Source organism: Psychrobacter maritimus, from assembly GCF_904846345.1.
Lineage (GTDB): Bacteria > Pseudomonadota > Gammaproteobacteria > Pseudomonadales > Moraxellaceae > Psychrobacter > Psychrobacter maritimus.
The window spans coordinates 1-22,466 of record NZ_CAJHAJ010000013.1 but is presented as its reverse complement, the minus strand read 5'-3'; the positions used below and the strand labels follow the sequence as shown (position 1 = coordinate 22,466).

The following is a 22,466-nucleotide window of genomic DNA, read 5'->3' as shown; positions in this document are numbered from 1 at the left end:
ATAAACAGTCTTTCAGAAAATGTAAAAGCCCCAAAGTTGTTAGCAACTTTGGGGCTTTTTTATATCTTCTTCAATGTAGTTGTTTATCAATAGCGGTTTTTATCAACAGCGATTGTTATAAATAAGGCTCTCTAATAGTCAGAACCTTTAATAACCAGAATTCTTGAATAAGATTAATGTGTAGAAGGCGCGTCTTTATTGCGTATTTTATTAATTACCGTCAATAGAGCAACGATAGCAGCTCCAATGATAAAGCCGATAACACCATTTAATAACGCCGTGGTAAAGCTCTCAAAAATGCCCGTTAAATGGGCAATATCTTCAACTTCATGGTGTAAAAAATTAATACCGTGTACCAAGATACCACCACCAACTAAGAACATCGCCAAAGTACCAGCGATCGATAAAAACTTCATCAATTTAGGCGCTGCCGCGAATAAAACCTTACCGACTTTTTGAGTAAACTTGCCGTCTTTTTCCATCATATGTAGGCCCACGTCATCGATTTTAACGATACCAGCGACCAAACCATAAATACCAACGGTAATACCAATGGCTAAAATAGACAGCACCAAGCTGCGCTGTAACAAGGTAGCCGTTGCCGTCGCGCCTAGCGCAATGACGATAATCTCTGCCGATAAAATAAAGTCGGTACGTACCGCCCCTTTGATTTTTTCTTTTTCAAAGGCGACCAAATCGACCGTTTCATCGGCGTTGGCTTGCCGGCGCGCATTTTGTTCTTCATCATCAGGTATAGCATGCGGCCAAAAGCGGTGAATAACCTTTTCAGCACCCTCATAAACTAAAAATAGACCACCACACATAAGCAAAAACGTGATTAAAGGCGGATAAATGGCACTGATAAGAATGGCCGCCGGCACCAAGATAAGCTTATTAATAAACGAGCCTTTGGCGACCGCCCAGACCACTGGCAGTTCACGATTTGCTTTGACGCCGGTGACCTGCTCAGCATTCAATGCCAAATCATCACCCAACACCCCCGCGGTTTTTTTGGCGGCGACCTTAGTCATGACCGACACATCATCTAATATCACGCTGATATCATCAAGTAGGGTTAATAAACTGGCACCTGCCATATGGGCTCCTTAGAAAATTAGAAAGAAAATTAGAAAAATTGTTTTAGTAAATAATTTAGACATAGTTTAATTGAGAGATAGCTTATAAGAAACGGTTATAAATAGTAGCCTACCTAGACATAAGCCGAGATGAAATAGTGCAAATGTATTTTATTTCTCTTGTTGTAACATTTATCTATAAATTGTAGATTTGACAATGCTAAAACTCACCTTTAGTGGTTATTTATAAAAATATGCTAATATGACAGCTATTGCCACTTATCTTTTATTATCAATAAATTGTATATCACCATTGCAATATATGGCCCTGATAACAAAATCTAGTGAATATGCGGCAAGCGTTTACACATTTTTTACTGCCCTTTACTGCCCTCTTTTTTATATCTATATCTTGCTTAGGCACGACTGCCTAAAGGAAACACCCTATGTTTTTACCTTCTTTTTCTAAAACTACCGCTACTCGTGATGCATTTTCTCGCAAGCCTTTATCTCGTATGATGATGGGTGCGTTGCTAGTCGTGGTTGCGGCGGGCTGCTCTAATAATGCCGCTGATGCAACCAGTAATACAGGCATCGTCAATAGTGCAGAAGCCAAAGTCAGTACCGCGCAGGTGGCAGCCGATAGTGATTCAGCAGTGGTAAAATCCTTACAAGCAAACCTAAAAGCTTCAGGCATTGAAGAAAACATTCTTTCAGCCGTACCAACGGACATGAAAGATATTTACTGGGTAACGGCATCGGGCTTACCTTCTTTCTTTACCGATAAATCTGGCAAACACATTATCCAAGGGCAAATCATCGCCGTTGGCGCAGAAGCACCGGTTGATATCAGTGGCGCTTTGGTTGCCAAAACCGCGCAAGAAGCGCTAAAAGCAGTCGACAAAAAAGACATGATTATTTATCCTGCTAAAGGCGAAACCAAATCTGTCGTGTATTCCTTTACCGATGCCGATTGTCCTTATTGCACTAAGCTTCATGAAGAGATAGATGACATCAATGCGCGTGGTATTGAAGTGCGTTATTTGGCATGGCCGCGCAGCGAAGGCAGCATTCCAAAGATGGAAGCCATCTGGTGTAGTGAAGACCGTAATGCGGCGATGGATCAGGCAAAAATGGGTGCTAACGTCCAAGCCCCTAGCTGTAATAGTCCGGTAAAATCGCAAATCGAGCTTGGTATGGCACTGGGCGTCCGTGGTACACCCGCTATCTTTACCGAGTCTGGACAACAAATCGGTGGTTATTTACCGGCTGCACAATTGGCACAAACAGCGATTGATGCCAGCTAGTCGTTTGCCCTGATATTATTGACTTTGGCGACAGTGAGTTTGGGTAGACGCCACAAGCGCTTGTCGGTATGATACGATAAAGCGCTTGGCGATATTAGTCGTATATTTTTATACCGTTCTTCCTTATATCAGCACTCTTTATATCAACCCTTTTATATCAGCGTTTTTATGTAAGAGCCTGTATAGAAGCATTCTTATCCAACTCTATAATCTCTTGAGGATACTGTGAGCAAATCCATCAAACTAGCGATACTTGGTCTCGGCACCGTCGGAACGGGCGTGATCAACCTAATCAATGATAATTTAGATGAGTTAAAACGCCGTAGCGGACGCGATATTGTGATTACCGAAGTCGGTACCCGTCGTCAGCGCGATGATATCGATCCGAACATTATTCAAAACAGTGACTTGATGGCAGCCGCTGCCAGTGACAATGTCGATATTGTCATCGAAGTGATTGGCGGTACGACGCTGGCTAAAGACGTGATTATGCATGCCATCAAAAACGGCAAACATGTGGTCACCGCCAATAAAGCGCTGCTCGCTGAACACGGCAATGAGATTTTTGCCTTTGCGGAAGCCCATAACGTACATGTTGCTTATGAAGCAGCAGTGGCAGGCGGTATCCCAATTATTAAAGTCATGCGCGAAGGCCTTGCTGCCAATAAGATTGAGTGGTTAGCGGGTATCATTAATGGTACTGGCAATTTTATCATGACTGAAATGCGTGATAAAGGTCGCCCGTTTGCCGACGTATTGACCGAGGCGCAAGAGCTTGGTTATGCTGAAGCCGATCCGACTTTTGATGTCGAAGGCATTGATGCTGCTCATAAGCTCGCCCTTCTTGCTTCTATTGCCTTTGGGATTCCGCTACAGTTTGATAAAGTTTACTGTGAAGGGATTACAGCTATTACTTTGCAAGACGTCAACTACGCTGAAGAGCTTGGCTATCGCATCAAGCATTTAGGCTTTGCTGTACGCCGTGAAGGCGATGGCTCAGGTGACAACAGTACGGCGGGTATTGAGCTGCGCGTCCACCCGACGCTTATTCCACAAAATGCCCTACTTGCCAACGTCAATGGCGTAAAAAATGCGGTACTGGTCAACTCTCATCCGCTTGGACAAACGCTCTATTGCGGCGATGGCGCAGGTGCAGGTGCTACCGCTTCTGCGGTGATGGCTGATGTGATGGATTTGGTTCGTGTTCTTGGTAGTAAAGATAGCAACAATGAAAGCACGAATGGTCACCATGTGCCACATTTAGCCTTTATCCCAGAGCAATTATCAGACACGCCTATCTTGCGCGCTGAGCAAATGATTACCGGTTATTATCTGCGCGTACATGCGCATGACAATCCTGGGGTATTGGCTGATATCACGCGCATTTTGAGTGATGCGGGTATCAATATCGATGCCATTTTACAAAAACCTGCCCATAAACTTGGTCAAGTGCCGGTAATTATCTTGACGCTACCTGTGGTTGAAAGTCAGATGAATATTGCCATTGAAAAAATCGAAAAGCTCGATACTATTACTGATAAAGTAGTGCGTATCCGCTTAGATGAGCTGGCGTAATTTATCCAGCGCTTAAGCTGTATGACTCATTAAGCCAGACCGCTACGAATCAATAAGCGGATGGCTTTAGCTTAACTGTTTTATTTTAATGATGAAAAATAGCACTTTCGTTTCAAAACCTAAAAGGGAAGAAGAATAATGTCAAATGATGCAATTGTAATTTTAAACGGCGCACGTACTCCAATGGGCGGCTTTCAAGGCGCACTTAAAGACATGAGCGCCACAGAATTGGGCGCTGCTGCTATTAAAGCCGCTGTTGAGCGTTCAGGCGTAAGCGTTGATAATATTGATGAAGTCATCATGGGCTGTATCTTGACCGCCGGTCTTGGTCAAGGCCCTGCTCGTCAAGCCATGCGTAAAGCAGGTCTAAATGATGCTACTGGTGCCGTTACCATTAATAAACTTTGTGGTTCAGGTCTAAAAGCGGTTATGCAAGCGCACGATGGTATTAAAGCGGGCAGCTTTAACGTGGCAGTTGCAGGTGGCATGGAATCGATGACCAATGCGCCTTATATTATGCCAGGGTCGCGCGGCGGCTATCGCATGGGACATAAAGAAGTCAAAGACCATATGTTCTTAGACGGTCTAGAAGACGCTGAAACAGGTAAGCTGATGGGTCAATTTGCCCAAGAAATGGCCAATGAAAAAGGCTATACCCGTGAGCAAATGGATGATTTTGCCATTGAGTCGCTTAACCGTGCGTTGACAGCCATTAAGGACGGTCATTTTAAAGATGAAGTTACGCCAGTTACTTTCAAAACTCGTAAAGGCGAGCAAAGCGTCGATACTGATGAGCAGCCAGCCCTTGCCAATGCTGAGCGTATTCCTACCCTACGCCCAGCTTTCGCTAAAGACGGTACGATTACCGCGGCAAATGCCAGCTCAATCTCAGACGGCGCTGCAGCTGTCGTAATGATGAAAGAGTCACAAGCAAAAGAGGAAGGCTTAGATTATCAAGCACGCATCGTAGCCGCGGCTTCTAATTCACGTCATCCAAGCGAATTTACCATTGCTCCAGTTGGCGCGATTGAAAAAGTATTGGACAAAGCAGGTTGGTCAGTTGCTGATGTCGACCTATGGGAAATCAACGAAGCATTTGCGATGGTAACGATGGCTGCGATGGATGAACTCAACATCGAGCACGCTAAAGTCAACGTCGAAGGCGGCGCTTGTGCCCTTGGTCATCCAGTAGGCTGTTCAGGTGCGCGTATCTTAGTGACGCTTATCAACTCGCTAAAACGTACGGGCGGCAAAAAAGGCGTCGCAACCTTATGTATCGGTGGTGGTGAAGCGGTTGCTGTAGCAATTGAACTGGCTTAATTTTAAACCGTTTAACCTTTTAACTTCTAAATCTTAGCGCCTTAAAAAATTTTAAGACCCTAATATTGAGTTAATAGTTCTAAGCGTTAACTGATTTTCTTACTATTTAAAAACCGCATGACTTTTGGTTGTGCGGTTTTTTTATGCGTGAAATTTACAAATCACGAAAATTTGTTTATTGCTGTAAGAAAGCCTTAACTTAAATTTATATAGTGATAGTGAGTTTTACAGCCTATTACACGCAATTACCTCAAGCGCACACTTTGCTACCTTGCTCATATATCTCATTGAAAATCGTGCTGTTACGATATGAACAAGTTGATGGAAAGGCTATTTACTAGAGTTGTTAATTAAATTAACAATTTAGCTATCCACTAGAGCCGTCTTGGCTTAAGACAACAACTTACCAGTTTCTCAGTAATGCGATTTTTATCGCATTTTATTTTAAAACAATAATTACTAATTTATTTAAATAAAATTTACTCATATAAAAGGAAGATAATAATGAGCCAACTAATTCGTTTAAGAGATATCCAAGCGACTCACCGTGACCTTATCGGTGATGACTATTATGACCCAACAGGCAAAACAGCATACGGCGTCAATGAAGAAAAAATCGGTAAAATCGAAGGCGCTTTAGTAGAAGATACCACCGGTCGCATTCGTTATCTAATCGTTGACGCAGGCGGTTGGTTTAGCTCAAAAGAAGTATTGGTACCAGCAGGTCTAGCGCGTATCGTTGGTGATGATGTCTTTTTTGATAGCCTAACGCAAGCGCAAGTCGAAGCAATGGAAGTATACGATCACGACTATCAATACAGCTATAAAGAGCAGTATGAAAAAGATCGTCAATCATTTGTGGCTGATAGCATTCCAGAAGCTGAACGTATGGAGATTGCAGACCATGCCTATAATGCCCCAAATACGCTAGAGCTCCTAGAAGAGCGCTTGACAGTTAATAAAGATCGTATCGTAGCAGGCTTGGTAAAAGTCGGTAAGCATGTGGTGACTGAAGAGCGTAATATCGACGTCGAGCTAGAAGAAGAGCACGCTAATATCCAGCGTACCAACGTAGACCGCCCAACAGACCGCCGTATCGGTGATATTGATGGCAACCAAACCGTGGAAGTTGAGCTAGAAGCGGAACGTGCCCGCGTTAATAAAGAAACTTATGTCTCTGAAGAAGTAAATGTCGGTAAGACAACTGAGCGTCATACTGAAACGATTGCTGAAACCATTCAACGCGAAGAGTTAGATATCGATGGTGATGGTAACGTGGTTGACCGCGATGGTAATCTTTTTGACCGCGATGATATCACTGCCGAAGATGTACGCCGCGCTCGTGGTATGTAATAAGCAATTCTTTCGCATAGTTCCACCATCTTTGATAAGCAATTCTTCATAAGATGAATGCATACTATGTGACCGTAATTAGCAGCTGAGTGTTATGCTCAGTAGATAAGACCAGAGCTCGCCTCTGGTCTTTTTTTATACCTATTTATTATATCTGCCCATAAGGAATATGATCATGAACGCCGACGACAATGACATGAAACAGCAGCCAATTAAGCAAGATGCACACTTAGCAACAACGAATGCTTCTTCTTTAGATAGAATAGCCAACCATAGTGGTGAGAATAAATTACCCGCGCCTGATTTAGCTACACCTGACTTATCTACTTCCTCCCCTACTTTTAAGTCTAATCAGCAGCAAGCACTAATAGGCAGTGGGCAAGATGGTTTATTCAATAATTCAGCAAACAATCTGTCAAATAATCTAGAAGACATGAAAAACGGTGGTTATCTAGAACTATTAGAAGAACGCCCTGTCATTAACAAGGAACGCTTGGATGTCGGCAAAGTAACGGTCACTAAGCATACGCGCACAAAAACCATCGACGTACCTATTGAATTGGTAGAAGAATATATTACTGTACGCACTGATTATTATGATGCAGAAAGTCAGGATTTATTATCAGGTAAGTACGATGATAAAGACATATTACGTCACGTGGAGCCATCGTTAGATAGCAGAGCCGTGGTAACAATCAATGGCAAACAGATTGAGATGGGCGCTGAGCCGATTGAGATTATTTTATCGCGTCAAGTGGCGACGATTACCAAAGATACTCATGTGATGCAAGAAGTAGAGATTAATAAAACCACCCATACGCATACCGACAGCATTCAAGTAGAAGTTAAGCATGAAGAGCTAGATGTTACCGAAGAAGGTTTTTTAGCCCATGAACGTGAACATAGTACATCGTATAAAGAATAAAGTTATATAAAATCGAGCATTTATTCTAAGAACTTCAAAGGCCAGACCAAAAAAAAGCAACGTCAGCGTTGCTTTTTTTATAAGGTTTTATCTAAATTTAATCAGAAAAAACCTCATTTTATAAACCTACTTTTATACTGCGTCTTCTACAGTTGCAGCATCTTCGGCTTTCTTACACTCATACGTGCTGACGTTGGTTGCATCTGCACCCGCCGTACGCATCACACCTGTTTCGCGCTCTTTATGAGCCACGCGCCACTGTATAAAGCCTTCACCACCATCGATGGCAGTTTTTGCTTCAAACACTTCAGGGTTAGTCGCATCGTTGGTTTTCGTTAAAGTCGCTGTACCTTGGGCAGTTGCAAGAATGACCTGATTATCAGTATCTTTATACGTCGCTTCAACGGCGAGCGCAGGTGAACATGAATAACTTATTTGATTGACGCCGGTATTAACAGAAGCAATCGTATCATCTTCTACGTCGCTGGCAGGCGCATCTACCACCACATCACTAGGCTCGGCAGGATCAGCAGACATGGGTACAGACTGCTCTTCACTGATACTGTCTTCTAGACTTGGCTCTGTCTCTTGCTGTTGTTGACAAGCGCTAAGCGTCATGGCACCCGCCAGTAAACTGGTTAGGACAACAGAGGTACGCAATTTTTTTAATAATTCTACATTCATCACACTCTCCCAAATAAAGATGTTAAACACTATAGCGCGCCCGTAAATTCACGCCTATGTTGGATTTGTAATTAATCGCTAAAAAGACACTGATACTTTTATAATCGTAATTCTCATACTCATACTCATACTCATACTCATACTCATACTCATACTCATACTCATACTCATACTCATACTCATACTCATACTCATACTCATACTCATACCAATTATTCGATATAAGTACTAAGGCTATATCTATAAAAAAAGTCCCTATCTATTTTAGATAGGGACTTTTTATCATAACTTAACAATGGTTGATTATCAATGTTTAGATTTTACCGTGACATTGTTTATATTTCAGTCCTGAGCCACAAGGACACGGGGCGTTACGGCTGATATTCATACCAGCGTATGGGTCTGGCTCATTTGCACCACCACTACCCACCACAGCGCCTGCTGCGGTCGCCCCAGCAAGATTGCGGTTTTGTGCAGCGGCTCTATCGGCGCCGCTATCCATATTGTCGATATCGCTGTGCTCAAACTGCATTTGCATCTGCGCCGCATTTTCACGCTGCTGCGCTTCTAATGCTGCAAGCTCTTCTTTGGTCGGGATATGTACACGTGATAAATCTTGTACCGTCTCAGATTTAATTGCCCCAAGCATCATTTGGAATAATTCAAACGACTCACGCTTATATTCTTGCTCAGGGTTTTTTTGTGCATAACCACGCAGATGAATACCTTTACGCAGCTGATCCATTTGGGTTAAATGCTCTTTCCAATGCTTATCTAGGCTTTGGAGCATAAAGTGACGCTCAAGCTGGGCGGCATCTTTTTCGCCCATTTGCTCACGGCGGCTATGATAACGATCCAATGCCGTTTGGATGATTTTGGCACGTAAGCCTTCTTCATCTAGGCGGCGATCTTCATCAAGCCAATCGTTAATGGGCATGGCAATCTTGAATTCGTCCTCAAGCTCGTCTTCTAAACCATCGATATTCCATTGGTCATCGATAGAGCCCGGCGGGATAAACTGGTTAATCATGGCATTATAAACTTCATGATGCATGACTTCGATGGCCTCTAACAAATCTAGCTCTGCCAGTAAATCATCACGCTGGCTATAGATGACTTTACGCTGCTCATTGGCGACGTCATCGTATTTCAATAGGTTTTTACGGGCATCGAAATCGCGGCTTTCTACTTTACCTTGGGCATTTTCAATCGATTTTGAGACCATTTTATGTTCAATGGCTTCATCTTCTTTAAGACCCATGGCGCGCATCATGTTAACGACGCGGTCACCGGCAAAGATACGCATCAAGTCATCTTCAAGCGATAAGAAGAAGCGCGACATCCCTGGGTCACCTTGACGACCGGCACGACCACGCAGCTGGTTATCAATACGGCGTGATTCATGACGCTCAGAGCCGATAATATGTAGACCACCAGCAGCAACGACTTGGTCATGCTTGACCTGCCACTGCGCTTTTAGGCGTGCCATCTCTTCTGGACTAACCGAATCAATATCTTCGATAAATGATTGCCAGTTACCACCAAGGATAATATCGGTACCACGACCAGCCATGTTGGTCGCAATCGTTACAGCCTTTGGACTACCAGCCTGTGCGATGATCTCTGCTTCACGCTCATGTTGCTTGGCGTTTAGGACGTTATGTTTGACGCCTTCTTGGTCAAGCAAATAAGACAACTCTTCACTGGCTTCAATCGTCGCCGTACCAACCAATACTGGTGCGCCTTTGGCTTGAATTTCTTTAATCTCGCGGATGATACCTTTATATTTCCCTAACTTGGTTAAGAAAATCTGGTCATCCATATCGATACGCGCAATTGGCTCATGGGTTGGAATCACGATGACATCTAAATCATAAGTGGATTTAAATTCTGCCGCTTCGGTATCAGCTGTACCTGTCATACCTGACAGTTTGTCATAGAGACGGAAGTAGTTCTGGAATGTCGTGGTTGCAAGCGTTTGGTTCTCTGCTTGAATTTCAACATTTTCTTTGGCTTCTACCGCTTGATGCAGACCTTCTGACCAACGGCGACCGGGCATCGTACGACCAGTGTTTTCATCAACGATAACCACTTCGCCATCATCAACGATGTAATGGACGTTTTTAACGAAAACATGGTGAGCACGAATCGCTGCTTGGACGTGCGCCAATAGTGGCAAACGGCTTGGGCTATATAAACTTTCATTTTCACCAAGCTCGCCAACTTCAATTAAGAAACGCTCAATTTTCTCATAGCCTTTTTCGCTAATCTCGATTTGACGGTTTTTCTCATCAATCCAGAAATCTTCTTCTTCGTTATTCTTATTGGCTTCTTCGTCTTTTGAACGAATAAGCACCGGAATAATGGTGTTAATCAGCGCATACATGCGTGATGAATCTTCGGCTTGACCCGAGATAATCAATGGCGTACGTGCTTCATCAATTAAAATAGAGTCAATTTCATCAATGATACAGAAGTTTAGCGGACGCTGTTTTTTCTCAGCTAAGCTAAAAACCATATTATCGCGCAGATAATCAAAACCGTATTCGTTGTTGGTACCATAAGTGATATCTGCTTGATAAGCGTCAATTTTTTCTTGAGGCGGCTGCTGCGAATAAATAACGCCAACCGTCATACCCAAAAAGCTGAATAATGGACGGTTTAATTCCGCATCACGCGCGGCCAAATAATCGTTGACCGTGACCAGATGGACGCCTTTGCCACTGATAGCATTGAGATACATGGCCAAGGTACCCATTAGAGTTTTACCTTCACCGGTTTTCATCTCAGCGATTTTGCCTTCGTGCAGGGTGATACCACCGATTAGCTGCACATCATAGTGACGCATGCCATTGACGCGTAGCGATGCTTCGCGGCAGACCGCAAACGCTTCTGGTAATAATGCATCTAAGCTTTCACCTTTTTGGTGTCTTGCTTTAAACTCTTCGGTTTTTTGTTGTAATTGCTCATCAGACAGGGCTTGTATCGTAGCCTCGTGTGCGTTGATTTTGCTGACCACTTTGCGCATGCGCTTTAATTCGCGGTCATTTTTCGTGCCAACGACACTGCCTATAATCTTTGATAACATAATTTTTTGACCTATGGAAATATTCGATAATTAGTGCGCATTAGCCAAGGCTTCATATGCTGCCGCCTTGTCATCATAGCTATCATAGTCATCACCCGACCAACGTACCACTTAATGAAGTACTGACTAATGACGTGTCGCCTAATGAAGTATCGCCTAATGAAGTATCGCCCAATTAAGTGTGACGTCATTATATATGGTTATGACGCCGATGGATACAAGGGCAATGAGTAGATATTTGCCGACGTAAAAACCTAGTAGGACGTGATGAACTACCCACTACCTAAAGAGGTAGGGGTTTCTTAGATAATACCCATACTTGATACGATATTTTGTATCAGCGGTTAGGTAAATTGGCTAAGCTAACCCCGCCGCACCGACGGTTTTTGATTGTTCAGCCAGCATCAATCCTTGATTTAAGATATTGATGCTGGCGTTGATGTCCCTATTATTTTTTTGCAAACAACTAGGGCAATCCCATGATCGCACTGACAACGGTAATTCAGCTTTAGTCAGTAAATGACCACACCCTGAGCAAGTTTTAGAGGATGGATACCATCGGTCTATCTTGACAAGCGTTTTACCGTACCATTCTGCCTTGTATGCAAGCATGGTAGTGAAGGTTGACCATGAGCTGTCTGAGATGGCCTTAGACAGCTTTTTATTCTTAACCATACCTTTGACGTTTAAATCCTCTATAGCAATAACATCGTGGTTTTTGATGATTTTGTATGAGAGCTTATGTAGGAAATCTTTGCGGCTATTGGTTATCTTCTCGTACACTTTAGCAACTTTAACCTTTTGTTTTTGATAGTTGCGACTGTCTGACAACTTACGTTGCTGAGCTTGAGCAACTTCTCTACGTCTGGCTAAAATCTTTTGTTCTCGCGTAAGTTTACCTTGCAGCCTTGATAAAAACTTAGGATTAGCAACCCTACACCCGTCCGATAAGACGATAAAGTCTGTCAATCCTAAATCAATACCTATTCTTAAGCCTGTTTTTGGTAACTCGCTGACAATAGTTTCGACTAAGAGGCTCACATAGTATTTACCCGATGGGCTTTTACTAACCGTAGCGCTCTTGATTAAGCCGTTTATTTTGTCAGGGAATTTAGCGCTGATATGACCAATCTTAGGCAGTTTAACAGTGCTATCTGTGATCGCCACTGTGCCTTTTTGATTGTTAGTGATATAGCTATCACGCTGACCTTTTTTCTTAAATTTAGGAAAGCCCGCGCCTTTAAAGAACTTACTATAAGCAGCTCTTAGGTTTTGCTGGACATTGGCTAGTGCCAAGCTGTCTACTTCCTTTAGCCACTCAAACTCTTTTTTATATTGGGCAGGTGTATTTTTAAGCTCAGTATTGGTTTCTTGGTAATGACTTATTTTATCAGCAAGCATCTTATTCCAGATAAAGCGCGTACAACCAAACGACTTAGCAAGGAATATCTGCTGCTCGTCATTTGGGTATAATCTTACCCTGTAGGCTTTAAGGATTTGCTTAGTCATGACTCCCCTTGATTGATAATATATTGCTTAATAACTTCTAGTGGCGCGCCGCCTGTAGTGATTAAGCAAAACGATTGCGACCAAAACTTAGATTCCCAAAGCTTATCTTTAATTCTAGGGTAACCTTTTTTTAGTAAGCGAGAGCTAGCTGACTTATACGCATTAATGAATTTACTGATTTCGGTTTTAGGATGGGCTTTGAATAAAACATGAACATGGTCTTTGTCATGATTCCATTCTAGTAGCTCGATTTTATAGCTCATACCGATTCGTTCAAATATTGCTTTAGCGGCATTAGATATTTCATTATCAAAAACCTCACGGCGATACTTAGTTACCATGATAAGATGGTAGTTTAGCAAAAAGACTGAATGAGCATTAGTATCTAATATCATTGCTATACATAAACTTAATTAATTTACACTGATCGTAAGCCAGTAAAATATCAAAGTCAATAAAATACGTATTCATCTCACCACCTAAGAGATGGGAGACTTCTGCGCTAAAATGTTAAAATAGCGCTTATAGTCTTAATCTTTCAAGCTTTTCCCTACTCCATTTAACGGGATAATTTACTAACCCTCAGCCGTTATTTATTCTTATAAAAATCAGCATTTCGCCCCACGTAAACCCATTTAAGCATCATAAGAGATCCTGCATGACCGTTAAGCCGTCCGCTCAAAATCCTCATTTAGCTGAACCATTAGTCATAGGTGATGCCGTTTATCACTTGGCAGACCATACGCCGATGATGGTGCAATATCTAACCATGAAAGCCAACTATCCACAAGCGCTGCTGCTGTACCGGATGGGTGATTTTTATGAGTTATTTTTTGATGATGCCAAGCGCGCGGCGCAGATACTCGATATCACGCTCACTCGCCGTGGTACGGATAAAGCCGGTAACACCATTGCGATGGCAGGAGTGCCGTTTCATGCGGCTGATAGCTATATGGCACGGCTCATTGCCGCTGGGCAGACCGTGGTCGTTTGTGAGCAAATTGACGAGTCAGTTACTAGCAGCCCGTCCAATACACCGACAATGGGCGAGAAGCAAAAGAAAGATAAAAGTAAATCGGCAGCTGGCACTATCATGCGCCGTGAAGTAGTTAAAACCCTGACTGCAGGAACGATTACCGACGATGCGCTGATTGCGCCCAATCACACACCGACTGTCGTCGCCATTGATATCGAAATTCCTAAATCAAACAGCAAACAACCCTTGCAAGCAGCCATTAGCCAAATGGATTTAACGGCTGGAACCCTAACGACGCAAACGCTTAGCGCCAGCTCGAATAACAGCCATGATGATATTGAAGGCTTGCAAACTCAAATGCTGACGGTGCTGGCACGCTTTGCGCCGAGTGAATGTATTATTAGCGAGGCACTTGGCAACAGTTTTGACAGTAGTGGTAGTAATGGCGAAGATTGGCTGCTATGGCTACGGCAAAATCTTGATTGCCCTATTATCGAAGTTGCGGCTAATGACTTTCACCGTGAGCATGCCAGCGCAACCCTTTGCCAGCAGTTTGACGTACAACGTCTAGATGGGCTTGGTATTAGTGACGCGCCACTTGCCCAATCTAGCTGTGCCGCACTAATTCATTATGCACGGCAAACCCAGCAACGCCATGTGCCACAAGTTAACCAGCTTGTTGTTGAATATAATGATGATTATTTAATCATTGATGCCAATAGTCAGCAAAACCTTGAGCTGTTTACCCCCGTTAGCAGCAATGGTACATCATTAATATCGGTACTTAATCATTGTCAAACGCCAATGGGACGCCGCTTACTCATGCAGCAAATGAAACGTCCCTTGCGTCAGCATACACGTATTAATCTGCGCTTAGATGCAATCACTAGCCTTTTGCAGTCGGACAATCATTCTGACGAAAATAAGCAGGTTAATGAAAACTTAGAAAAACATTCATTGGTCAGCAGTTTGCGTGAAACCTTAAATGCTATCGGTGATATTGAGCGTATCAGTAGCCGTATCGGGCTGATGAGTGCCAAGCCACGTGACTTGCGTAAATTGGCTGATGGTATTGCTAGTAGCGCCCAGCTTAATACTTTACTGATAAATGCAGGTATTAGCCATGAGCAAGCAGGATTGCTGCCCATGCTGATGCAGCAATTACCTGCCCAACTACCTGCCGTACAATCCGTGGCCGAGCTAATCGAGCGCGCTATTATTGCAGAGCCACCAGCGCATATTCGTGATGGTGGCATGCTTGCGGCAGGCTACGATGCAGAGTTTGATCGCCTCAGCCATTTGCATGACAATATCCAAGTGACTTTAGATGAAATGGTTGAACGTGCGCGTCAGGAGAGTCAATTACCCAGTCTAAAAGTCGGCTTTAATAAAGTCAGCGGCTTTTATTTTGAATTACCCAAAATGCAGGCAAAGAATGCACCGGCGCATTTTATCCGGCGGCAAACGCTGAAAAGCAGCGAGCGCTTTATTACTGATGAGCTAAAAGAAGTCGAGACCGAATATCTAAGCGCACAGACATTAGCGTTGACTCGCGAAAAGCAGCTATATCACGAACTATTGACCATATTAAGTAGCCATTTAGCCGAACTGCAACAGCTTAGCGCGGCTATCGCACAAATAGATGTCCTTAGCAATTGGGCACAGCTTGCCATAATTTATAATTGGCAACGTCCAGTCATGAGTAACGACTCAAAAAATGACAGTTATGCAAAAATTGATAGCCAAACTAGTATTTATATCAAAGCAGGTCGTCATGTCGTTGTCGAAGCTGCTTTAAATCCAATCCATACGAGCAATAATATTCATCAAAGCAGTACCAAACATAGCAGCCATTTCGTTGCCAATGATTGCGCATTAGGCAGTCATACCAATCCTGAAAGACTGTTAATGATTACCGGTCCTAATATGGGCGGCAAATCTACCTATATGCGGCAAACCGCGCTGATTGTCCTACTCGCTCATTGCGGTAGTTTTGTCCCAGCATCAAGCGCTCATATCGGTGATATCGACCGTATCTTTACGCGTATTGGCTCAGCTGATGACTTAGCAGGTGGCAAATCTACCTTCATGGTTGAGATGATTGAAACCGCTAATATCCTGAATCAAGCGACCAATAAATCACTGGTGCTGATGGATGAAGTCGGACGCGGTACGGCTACCACTGATGGTTTAGCAATCGCCCATGCTTGCGTCAATAGATTGGTCGAGATTGGCTGCCTGACATTATTTGCCACCCATTACTTTGAGTTGACAAAATTGGCGCAAAATAACACAGAAAAAAATATAGAAAATAATGCAAGCAATCATGCCAATATCCGCAACGTCCATGTCGCCGCCAGTGAAGTCGATGGTCAGTTGCTATTACTCCATCAAATCAAAGATGGCGCGGCAAGCTCCAGCTTTGGACTCCATGTGGCAAAAATGGCTGGTATCCCAACTCAGGTGCTTAATGATGCCAAACGTTATTTAATAGACAACCTAAAAGCGGAAAACGAAAAAACCATTGATGATAAAAATGAATTAGCTAAGTCGTTAAACGATAAACAGCAGCAAAATTATGAGAGTAAAGTAGAAAGCATAAGGGTCAGTGATACTACTCGAACTCAAAAATCAGGTAATATTCCACAACAAAATCATTTGTTTAGCTTACAAGATGAGCTAAGTGCGATTAATCCTGATAACCTAACGCCAAGGCAAGCACATGACTTACTTTATCATCTAAAGGAAATCATTAGTCATTAAAGGGAATTGTCAATGAGTGGTAAAAGCGCTAAAATGTGCCTTATTTTTAATCTATTCTATTTCGCCCAATCCAATAACAGGTAGACAGTACTATGACCTTTGTCGTTACAGAGAACTGCATTCTTTGCAAATACACCGACTGTGTGGAAGTCTGTCCTGTAGACTGCTTTTATGAAGGACCGAACTTCCTCGTCATCGACCCTGATGAGTGCATCGACTGCGCACTATGCGAGCCTGAATGCCCTGCCAATGCCATCTTCTCAGAAGATGAAGTGCCAAAAGGGCAAGAGGTATTCACTCAGCTAAATGAAGAGCTGGCACAAAAATGGCCAAACATCACTGAGATGAAGGGTCAATTACCAGAAGCTGAAAAGTGGGATGGCGTGGAAGGTAAAATTCAGTATTTAGAGAAGTAGCTATTAAGACTCAATAAGATATAAAACCTGTATCATAGTAAGTATTATTAACCGGTTTATGGTTTACAAGCATTTGGTAAATATCTGGTGTTCACTGTCGTGCCAACGCCTGTTACTCCAGCTATAGTAAAGTTACCACAAATCCAGGCTGAACCACCATCAACCGTAGTCATCGACAATACAGCACCTGAAGCTTTGCCTATATTTATAGTTGCCGTCATTACACCGTTAGGGTAAGTTCCCTGCACTGTGTTACTGACGACTGAGTATTTCCCCGTTCGCATGGCGCTAATCTGATTAGTATTTAGAGTAGTATTGAGATCGATTATTTTCGTCGGCCAAGCATTTTTTTCTTTACCATATTCAGCCAAGGGTTGCTTTAACGCTCCTAACAAATGCACCGCCTCACTGACTTGTGCGCGCGTGATATAGTCTTGATAAGCAGGAATAGCAACAGCCGCTAGGATACCGATAATAGCTACCACAATTAGGAGTTCCGTGAGTGTAAAGCCAGACTCACTAGACATTTTATTATGCGAACTGTAATTTTGAATTTCTAAGTAATATAGATGCATACCGTTTTCTGCAGTTATCGATTCAACGACAGTCATGCAAGAAGTATACCTATTATTTCCTAGTAACTAAAAATCTAGGGGCTGTAGTATATAAGGATTAAATATCACACCATATTCTCAGGGTTTTAAGCTGATTAGATGGTGAGCCATAGTTAAATCTAAACTCGCACTCTTTTAAAAATAAATGGAAGTTCTTTTTATCAATCCCATTATATTTTCTGAGGGTTCGCTTAGACTGATTCCAAAAGTTCTCAATGCCATTGATGTGATTGCTTTTACCACAAGTAAATCCTTTAGAGTGATTGACTCTAAAATGTTTAAACTCGCTCACATCCAATGCATTGTAACCTCGATAACTATCCGTATAAACAAAGCTGTCAGGCTTAATTTTACGCTTAATAACAGGCATTAGAGTAGTCTGTCTGCTACGACAATGGTATAAACCCTTACCGTTTCGTTTTAGAAGACCAAATACAGCTGTTTTACCAGTAGCCCCGCAACCTCTTTTGCCTTTGCGTACGCCACTAAAGTAACTTTCATCTAATTCGACTTCACCATCAAAAAGCTCATCAGCTTGTAATGAGAGATGGTTATCTATAACAAGTCTTATTTTATGATAAAAAAGTGCAGCAGTGTTAGGTTGGATATTGAGTAAATCTGCGGCTGTTCTAGCGGTTACTTCAGCCGTAAAATCTATATATCCATTTTATTAAAAATAACAGAAGGTAGGTTTTTTATGATCAGCATGATTAGTAACCATTTACTAGGCGTATAAATAAGCTTTCTGCTATTACTTATAGCTTTAATAATATTTTTTGCGACGTGCTTAGGATCAGCCAGCTTTCCTTTAATTACTAAGTCTTTTGTCATAGGCGTTGCGGTAGGACCAGGTTTAATCAAGGTTACCGTGACTGCGCTTTTACGTAGCGCTAATCGGTGCTGTAAACCTTGTGCATATGTATCGATTAGAGATTTTGATGCGCCATATATATAGTTAGAACCACGACCTCGATCACCTGCCACTGACCCTATAATACCTAGTTTCCCATGATTATTTTTTATCATACTTTGAATAATCGCTTCAGCAAATAGAACAGGTGAGATACCATTTATTTCTAAAGAATGCTTACAATCAACTATATCGAGCTGACATTCTTCTTGTAAAGGCAAGCTACCATGCGCAATAAGAGCAATATCTATCGCAAAGTCTTGGGTTAAGGTCTGAATATAGCTTTGAATCACATTAGCGTCTAAAAAATCCATTACTTGTAGCTGAATATTGGTTTGCGGCCATCGGCAAATAAGGTCTTTCGCAACTCTTTGTAATTTATAATTATTACGTCCTACAAGTATTAAATCACATGGCTGCTGACTAAGCCAAATTCTTACACAATGCTCTGCTATGACAGAGGTCCCTCCTACAATTAGAATATTTTTCTTTTGCAAAACTGCCTACTCCCCTAATAAACGCCGAGACATATCCGAGCTAATGCCTGGATCTTTATATTTTAGAAATTTTTCAAAATTTGGATAGCCCACTTCAAATAACTCTTTAGACATACAAGCATCTTTTGCTAAATAAAGTCTACCTTTAGCATGATAAACCAGACGATCTAACTCAGTAAATAACTCAAGAGTAGGTTGACCTCGATTAGGAAAATCTAATGCAAGTGTAACTCCAGGTCGAGGAAAACTCAGCATACCTTTAGACTGACGATTACCAAAAGTTTTAAGCACTGCTAAAAACGAACCTTGATTATACTTTTTTATGACCTTTAACATAGCCTCAATAGTTTGTACCCCAACATCACGTGGTATGACGCATTGGTACTGATAAAAACCACGAGCTCCATAGATTTTATTCCAGTCATGTAACTTATCTAATGGATAAAAAAAAGGTTCATAATATACTATTTCTTTCCTTCGCATTAAACGGTGAGTATGGAAGTAAGAGAAATTAAATAAAGGTAAACTAACTTTATTTACCAAAGAGATAGGTGGAGTGAAAAACAACGTTTTGTCTTTATATTTTGGTATAGATAAGTTTTTTGATTCAGATAGGTTCCCACGAATAAACAATCCCTTAACTGAAGATCCAGTTAAGCAATCGATCCAAGAAACGGTATATTCCCAATCCTTTTCTGAAGAATCAGCTAAATCAAAAAACTCTTCTATGCTGTAATAGGGGATGGTTTCAGAATCAATCCATGGACTTGAAATAGCACGTAGCCGTAACTTTACTTCTAGTATCAAGCCTGTTAATCCTATACCCCCTAATGTTGCATAAAACCATTCAGGTTTTTCACGACTAGAGCATTCAATAATAGCTTCATCAGTACGTAATATCTTAATATATAAAATGTGATCACCAAATGTACCAAATCTATGATGATTTTTGCCGTGAACATCATTACTGATAGCACCTCCTACTGTGACCATTTGCGTACCAGGTGTAACAGGTAACATCCAGCCTTGTGGTATCAAGACACGGTTTATTTCCTGTAAACTCACTCCAGCCTCACAATGCAATATCCCACTTTTTATATCAAACGATATAAAATGATCTAAGCTAGTTGTATGCCATAAGCTACCATGTGTATTCAAAGCCGCATCACCATAACTGCGACCCATGCCATGGGCAATACCAGGACAGTGATGCTTTAATTGATCTATAGCGTGACTAGGTGTGTCAAAAATAACTATATTATGCTCTATACTTGCTAGTCGACCCCAAGATTGTATTTTAGCCATCTGATAAATAATACCTTATAAATACATAACGTTGATCTAATTTGTACTTAACTATATAGCCAATAATTAATCCTAAAATTCCACCCAAATAGCGCATTTCTTTCGTTGCAAAAGCATAGTGAAAAGTAAGCTCAAAGCCCCAAAAAATTAAAGTCGTAACAACTCCCATCACTGCATACAAAAAAAATACTTTGCTGTTATGTACTGTACTTGTTGTTTCATATTTAAATATATATTTTTTATCTAAAAAGTATTTTATTAATAAGCCAATCACAGTACCCACCAGAATAGAAGAATAAAGTGAGAACTTACTAGAATCCAAGTGAATATATACCTCTTGTGTTAATATATTACAGGAAGTAGCGACAACTGCAAACAAAGTATAGAGCGACGCAATTTTAATAGATTCAATCATAGGCTAACCTAAGTCAATATATTATTATTAACTAATCTTTTATCGAAAATCATCATATGTATAATATATCTAACAATTTTATCACCATTGAAGAGTTTTTGGGCTTAATTAAGCTCACTCGGCCTAAACAATGGGTGAAAAATGGTTTCGTTTTTGCTCCATTATTATTTGCTGGCGAATTTTTAAATATAGAGTCGGCCTATCTTACTCTATTGGCATCAATCGCATTTTGTATTGCTGCTTCAGCAGTGTATATTCTAAATGATTTTAAAGATATAGAGAAAGATCGTAAACATCCTACTAAGTCTAAAAGCAGACCTTTAGCGACAGGGCAAGTTAGACCTAAAACTGCCATATATCTACTCATTTTACTCTATCTCATTTTATTATCATTTTGGTTATATATTCCCTCGGTCATGTTTGTCATTTTACTTTATTTGCTGATTAATTGGGGTTATACATTTAAGTTAAAGAATGAGCCTGTGCTAGAGATATTTATTGTGGCTTCTGGTTTTGTACTGCGTGTTTATTCAGGAGCTCTTGCTATTGCGGTTCCTATTTCAGAATGGATGTTTATAACCACATTAAGTATTTCACTTTACTTGGCTTCTATTAAAAGAAGGCAAGAGATAATCATTAATAAATCTCATGGCAGGGATGTTTTGGCAAAATACTCTATTGAGTTGGTAGATCGCTTTGCAGAAATGTCCGCTATTATGGCAATTGTTTTTTATAGCCTCTATGTAATGGCGGTTCAACCTAAACTGGTCGTTAGCATCCCTTTCGTAGTTTACGGTTTGTTCCGTTACTGGTATTTGGTTGATGTATTAAATGAAGGTGAGTCACCAACAGATGCACTTTTACAGGATATACAATTACTACTGACAGTGATTCTTTGGATAGGATGCTGTTTCTGGGTCATATATTTAAATTAACCTAATCATGAATCCAATTTTAAAGAGATCACTGTGTCATATTATATCTACGCAATAACGCCATTTTTTGCCTGGTTTGTCTGTGGTATTACAAAATTTATTCTCAACTGCATAATAGAAAAAAGACTGGCTTTTGACCTTATAGGTTACGGAGGCATGCCAAGCAATCATAGCGCCATTGTCACTAGTATAGTCAGCCTGATTGGCTTTAAGGTCGGTATAGATATACCAGCTTTTGGAGTAGCGCTTACACTAGCTTATATTGTCATATTGGACGCTAGTAGTTTAAGAAAACAAATAGAAAAGCACGCCATTGGCATTAATCGATTAAATCAACTAAACAATAACTCAGTAATATTACTTAGAGAAAGAATTGGTCATTCTAAGACTGAAATATTCGTTGGCATAGCTATTGGTTGCTTGGTGGGTTTTGTTGGAAGTATGCTATAAGCATAGTTTAAAACGAGGTGTATTAATGTGAGTTTTTACAAGACAAAAAAATTAGTGCTGCCAGTAAGCTTGCTGGTATTTGCTGTGTATTTTTTATTCTCAGCATGGGTTGCTGATGATGCATACATTACGTTTAGAACAGTAGAAAACCTTCATAGTGGATATGGTTTGAGATGGAACATCATCGAGAGGGTTCAAAGTTATACACATCCTTTATGGATGATACATTTGGTTGTTGGCAAATATATCATCCACGATTTGTATTATCTCAGCTTAGCATTAGGACTTTTATATACCTCTTTAACGATATATTTCCTATATTTATTGACTAATAAATATATTATACAC

The 22,466-nt window shown here is 41.2% G+C and carries 21 protein-coding genes; 11 read left to right on the top strand and 10 right to left on the bottom strand.

Translation table 11 applies throughout. The annotated features are described in order from the left end of the window. Positions 1-173: 173 nt before the first annotated feature. Positions 174-1,097, bottom strand: coding sequence for a DUF808 domain-containing protein (locus JMX50_RS12455; RefSeq protein WP_201629866.1), 924 nt, complete (start codon positions 1,095-1,097; stop codon positions 174-176). A 425-nt stretch (positions 1,098-1,522) separates the two neighbouring features. Between JMX50_RS12455 and JMX50_RS12450 the strand changes: the two genes are divergently transcribed. From JMX50_RS12450 to JMX50_RS12430, 5 genes are all read left to right on the top strand, one after another. Then, on the top strand, positions 1,523-2,383 hold the full coding sequence (locus JMX50_RS12450; protein ID WP_201629859.1) for a DsbC family protein: 861 nt from the start codon (positions 1,523-1,525) through the stop codon (positions 2,381-2,383). Positions 2,384-2,608: 225 nt separating this feature from the next. Further along, positions 2,609-3,958, top strand: coding sequence for a homoserine dehydrogenase (locus JMX50_RS12445; RefSeq protein ID WP_201624697.1), 1,350 nt, complete (start codon positions 2,609-2,611; stop codon positions 3,956-3,958). 138 nt (positions 3,959-4,096) lie between these two features. After that, positions 4,097-5,278 (top strand): thiolase family protein, encoded by a 1,182-nt coding sequence (locus JMX50_RS12440; protein ID WP_201619088.1) that lies wholly within the window; start codon positions 4,097-4,099, stop codon positions 5,276-5,278. A gap of 504 nt (positions 5,279-5,782) precedes the next feature. After that, a complete protein-coding gene (locus JMX50_RS12435) occupies positions 5,783-6,631 on the top strand; it encodes a DUF2382 domain-containing protein (protein WP_201562382.1) in 849 nt (282 codons plus the stop codon). A gap of 175 nt (positions 6,632-6,806) precedes the next feature. After that, positions 6,807-7,556 (top strand): YsnF/AvaK domain-containing protein, encoded by a 750-nt coding sequence (locus JMX50_RS12430; RefSeq protein WP_227671057.1) that lies wholly within the window; start codon positions 6,807-6,809, stop codon positions 7,554-7,556. Between the two features lie 132 nt (positions 7,557-7,688). Here JMX50_RS12430 and JMX50_RS12425 read toward each other — a convergent pair whose 3' ends face one another. Together JMX50_RS12425 and secA are read right to left on the bottom strand one after the other, a co-directional pair. After that, positions 7,689-8,240 carry a hypothetical protein gene (locus JMX50_RS12425; protein ID WP_201629857.1) on the bottom strand — a complete coding sequence of 184 codons (552 nt, stop codon included), beginning with the start codon at positions 8,238-8,240 and terminating at the stop codon, positions 7,689-7,691. Positions 8,241-8,553: 313 nt separating this feature from the next. Continuing rightward, positions 8,554-11,328 carry a preprotein translocase subunit SecA gene (gene secA, locus JMX50_RS12420; protein WP_201629856.1) on the bottom strand — a complete coding sequence of 925 codons (2,775 nt, stop codon included), beginning with the start codon at positions 11,326-11,328 and terminating at the stop codon, positions 8,554-8,556. Between the two features lie 56 nt (positions 11,329-11,384). Here secA and JMX50_RS13295 point away from each other — a divergent pair, with 56 nt between their 5' ends. After that, positions 11,385-11,507 (top strand): hypothetical protein, encoded by a 123-nt coding sequence (locus JMX50_RS13295; RefSeq protein ID WP_265088600.1) that lies wholly within the window; start codon positions 11,385-11,387, stop codon positions 11,505-11,507. Between the two features lie 178 nt (positions 11,508-11,685). Here JMX50_RS13295 and tnpB read toward each other — a convergent pair whose 3' ends face one another. Next, positions 11,686-12,837: an IS200/IS605 family element RNA-guided endonuclease TnpB gene (tnpB, locus tag JMX50_RS12415; RefSeq protein ID WP_201629850.1), complete on the bottom strand. Its 1,152-nt coding sequence runs from the start codon at positions 12,835-12,837 to the stop codon at positions 11,686-11,688. Further along, a complete protein-coding gene (tnpA, locus tag JMX50_RS12410) occupies positions 12,834-13,232 on the bottom strand; it encodes an IS200/IS605 family transposase (protein WP_201629848.1) in 399 nt (132 codons plus the stop codon). The genes tnpB and tnpA overlap by 4 nt, the downstream gene beginning before the upstream one ends. 263 nt (positions 13,233-13,495) lie before the next feature. On the opposite strand from tnpA, the gene mutS reads away from it, so the two are divergent. Together mutS and fdxA are read left to right on the top strand one after the other, a co-directional pair. After that, a complete protein-coding gene (gene mutS / locus JMX50_RS12405) occupies positions 13,496-16,576 on the top strand; it encodes a DNA mismatch repair protein MutS (RefSeq protein ID WP_201629845.1) in 3,081 nt (1,026 codons plus the stop codon). A gap of 92 nt (positions 16,577-16,668) precedes the next feature. After that, positions 16,669-16,992: a ferredoxin FdxA gene (fdxA, locus tag JMX50_RS12400; RefSeq protein WP_149492489.1), complete on the top strand. Its 324-nt coding sequence runs from the start codon at positions 16,669-16,671 to the stop codon at positions 16,990-16,992. Between the two features lie 56 nt (positions 16,993-17,048). Here the strand turns inward: fdxA and JMX50_RS12395 are convergent, their stop codons facing one another. The 5 genes from JMX50_RS12395 to JMX50_RS12375 form a co-directional block, all read right to left on the bottom strand. Next, positions 17,049-17,603, bottom strand: a complete 555-nt coding sequence (locus JMX50_RS12395) for a pilin (RefSeq protein WP_320157655.1) — start codon at positions 17,601-17,603, stop codon at positions 17,049-17,051. Positions 17,604-17,664: 61 nt separating this feature from the next. Further along, positions 17,665-18,264, bottom strand: coding sequence for an IS1595 family transposase (locus tag JMX50_RS12390; RefSeq protein ID WP_201629898.1), 600 nt, complete (start codon positions 18,262-18,264; stop codon positions 17,665-17,667). After that, positions 18,261-19,013: an SDR family NAD(P)-dependent oxidoreductase gene (locus JMX50_RS12385; RefSeq protein ID WP_201629844.1), complete on the bottom strand. Its 753-nt coding sequence runs from the start codon at positions 19,011-19,013 to the stop codon at positions 18,261-18,263. The genes JMX50_RS12390 and JMX50_RS12385 overlap by 4 nt, the downstream gene beginning before the upstream one ends. Before the next feature lie 6 nt (positions 19,014-19,019). Beyond that, positions 19,020-20,318, bottom strand: coding sequence for an FAD-binding oxidoreductase (locus JMX50_RS12380; protein ID WP_201629842.1), 1,299 nt, complete (start codon positions 20,316-20,318; stop codon positions 19,020-19,022). Then, positions 20,311-20,733: a GtrA family protein gene (locus tag JMX50_RS12375; protein WP_201629841.1), complete on the bottom strand. Its 423-nt coding sequence runs from the start codon at positions 20,731-20,733 to the stop codon at positions 20,311-20,313. Before JMX50_RS12375 ends, JMX50_RS12380 begins: the two co-directional genes overlap by 8 nt. Positions 20,734-20,789: 56 nt before the next feature. On the opposite strand from JMX50_RS12375, the gene JMX50_RS12370 reads away from it, so the two are divergent. The 3 genes from JMX50_RS12370 to JMX50_RS13235 all read left to right on the top strand — a co-directional run. Continuing rightward, on the top strand, positions 20,790-21,668 hold the full coding sequence (locus JMX50_RS12370) for a decaprenyl-phosphate phosphoribosyltransferase (protein ID WP_201629840.1): 879 nt from the start codon (positions 20,790-20,792) through the stop codon (positions 21,666-21,668). A gap of 33 nt (positions 21,669-21,701) precedes the next feature. Next, complete coding sequence (locus JMX50_RS12365) at positions 21,702-22,118, top strand: divergent PAP2 family protein (RefSeq protein ID WP_201629838.1); 417 nt, start codon at positions 21,702-21,704, stop codon at positions 22,116-22,118. A 27-nt stretch (positions 22,119-22,145) separates the two neighbouring features. Continuing rightward, a partial coding sequence (locus JMX50_RS13235; RefSeq protein ID WP_413786838.1) for a hypothetical protein occupies positions 22,146-22,466 on the top strand: 321 nt, incomplete at its 3' end.

Excerpts from the sequence above, each read along its gene's own strand:
- JMX50_RS12455 (WP_201629866.1), bottom strand. The coding sequence starts at position 1,097 with ATGGCAGGTGCCAGTTTATTAACCCTACTTGATGATATCAGCGTGATA.
- JMX50_RS12450 (WP_201629859.1), top strand. The coding sequence starts at position 1,523 with ATGTTTTTACCTTCTTTTTCTAAAACTACCGCTACTCGTGATGCATTT.
- JMX50_RS12440 (WP_201619088.1), top strand. The coding sequence starts at position 4,097 with ATGTCAAATGATGCAATTGTAATTTTAAACGGCGCACGTACTCCAATG.
- JMX50_RS12435 (WP_201562382.1), top strand. The coding sequence starts at position 5,783 with ATGAGCCAACTAATTCGTTTAAGAGATATCCAAGCGACTCACCGTGAC.
- JMX50_RS12430 (WP_227671057.1), top strand. The coding sequence starts at position 6,807 with ATGAACGCCGACGACAATGACATGAAACAGCAGCCAATTAAGCAAGAT.
- JMX50_RS12425 (WP_201629857.1), bottom strand. The coding sequence starts at position 8,240 with ATGAATGTAGAATTATTAAAAAAATTGCGTACCTCTGTTGTCCTAACC.
- secA (WP_201629856.1), bottom strand. The coding sequence starts at position 11,328 with ATGTTATCAAAGATTATAGGCAGTGTCGTTGGCACGAAAAATGACCGC.
- JMX50_RS13295 (WP_265088600.1), top strand. The coding sequence starts at position 11,385 with ATGCTGCCGCCTTGTCATCATAGCTATCATAGTCATCACCCGACCAAC.
- tnpB (WP_201629850.1), bottom strand. The coding sequence starts at position 12,837 with ATGACTAAGCAAATCCTTAAAGCCTACAGGGTAAGATTATACCCAAAT.
- tnpA (WP_201629848.1), bottom strand. The coding sequence starts at position 13,232 with ATGATATTAGATACTAATGCTCATTCAGTCTTTTTGCTAAACTACCAT.
- mutS (WP_201629845.1), top strand. The coding sequence starts at position 13,496 with ATGACCGTTAAGCCGTCCGCTCAAAATCCTCATTTAGCTGAACCATTA.
- fdxA (WP_149492489.1), top strand. The coding sequence starts at position 16,669 with ATGACCTTTGTCGTTACAGAGAACTGCATTCTTTGCAAATACACCGAC.
- JMX50_RS12395 (WP_320157655.1), bottom strand. The coding sequence starts at position 17,603 with ATGACTGTCGTTGAATCGATAACTGCAGAAAACGGTATGCATCTATAT.
- JMX50_RS12380 (WP_201629842.1), bottom strand. The coding sequence starts at position 20,318 with ATGGCTAAAATACAATCTTGGGGTCGACTAGCAAGTATAGAGCATAAT.
- JMX50_RS12375 (WP_201629841.1), bottom strand. The coding sequence starts at position 20,733 with ATGATTGAATCTATTAAAATTGCGTCGCTCTATACTTTGTTTGCAGTT.
- JMX50_RS12370 (WP_201629840.1), top strand. The coding sequence starts at position 20,790 with ATGTATAATATATCTAACAATTTTATCACCATTGAAGAGTTTTTGGGC.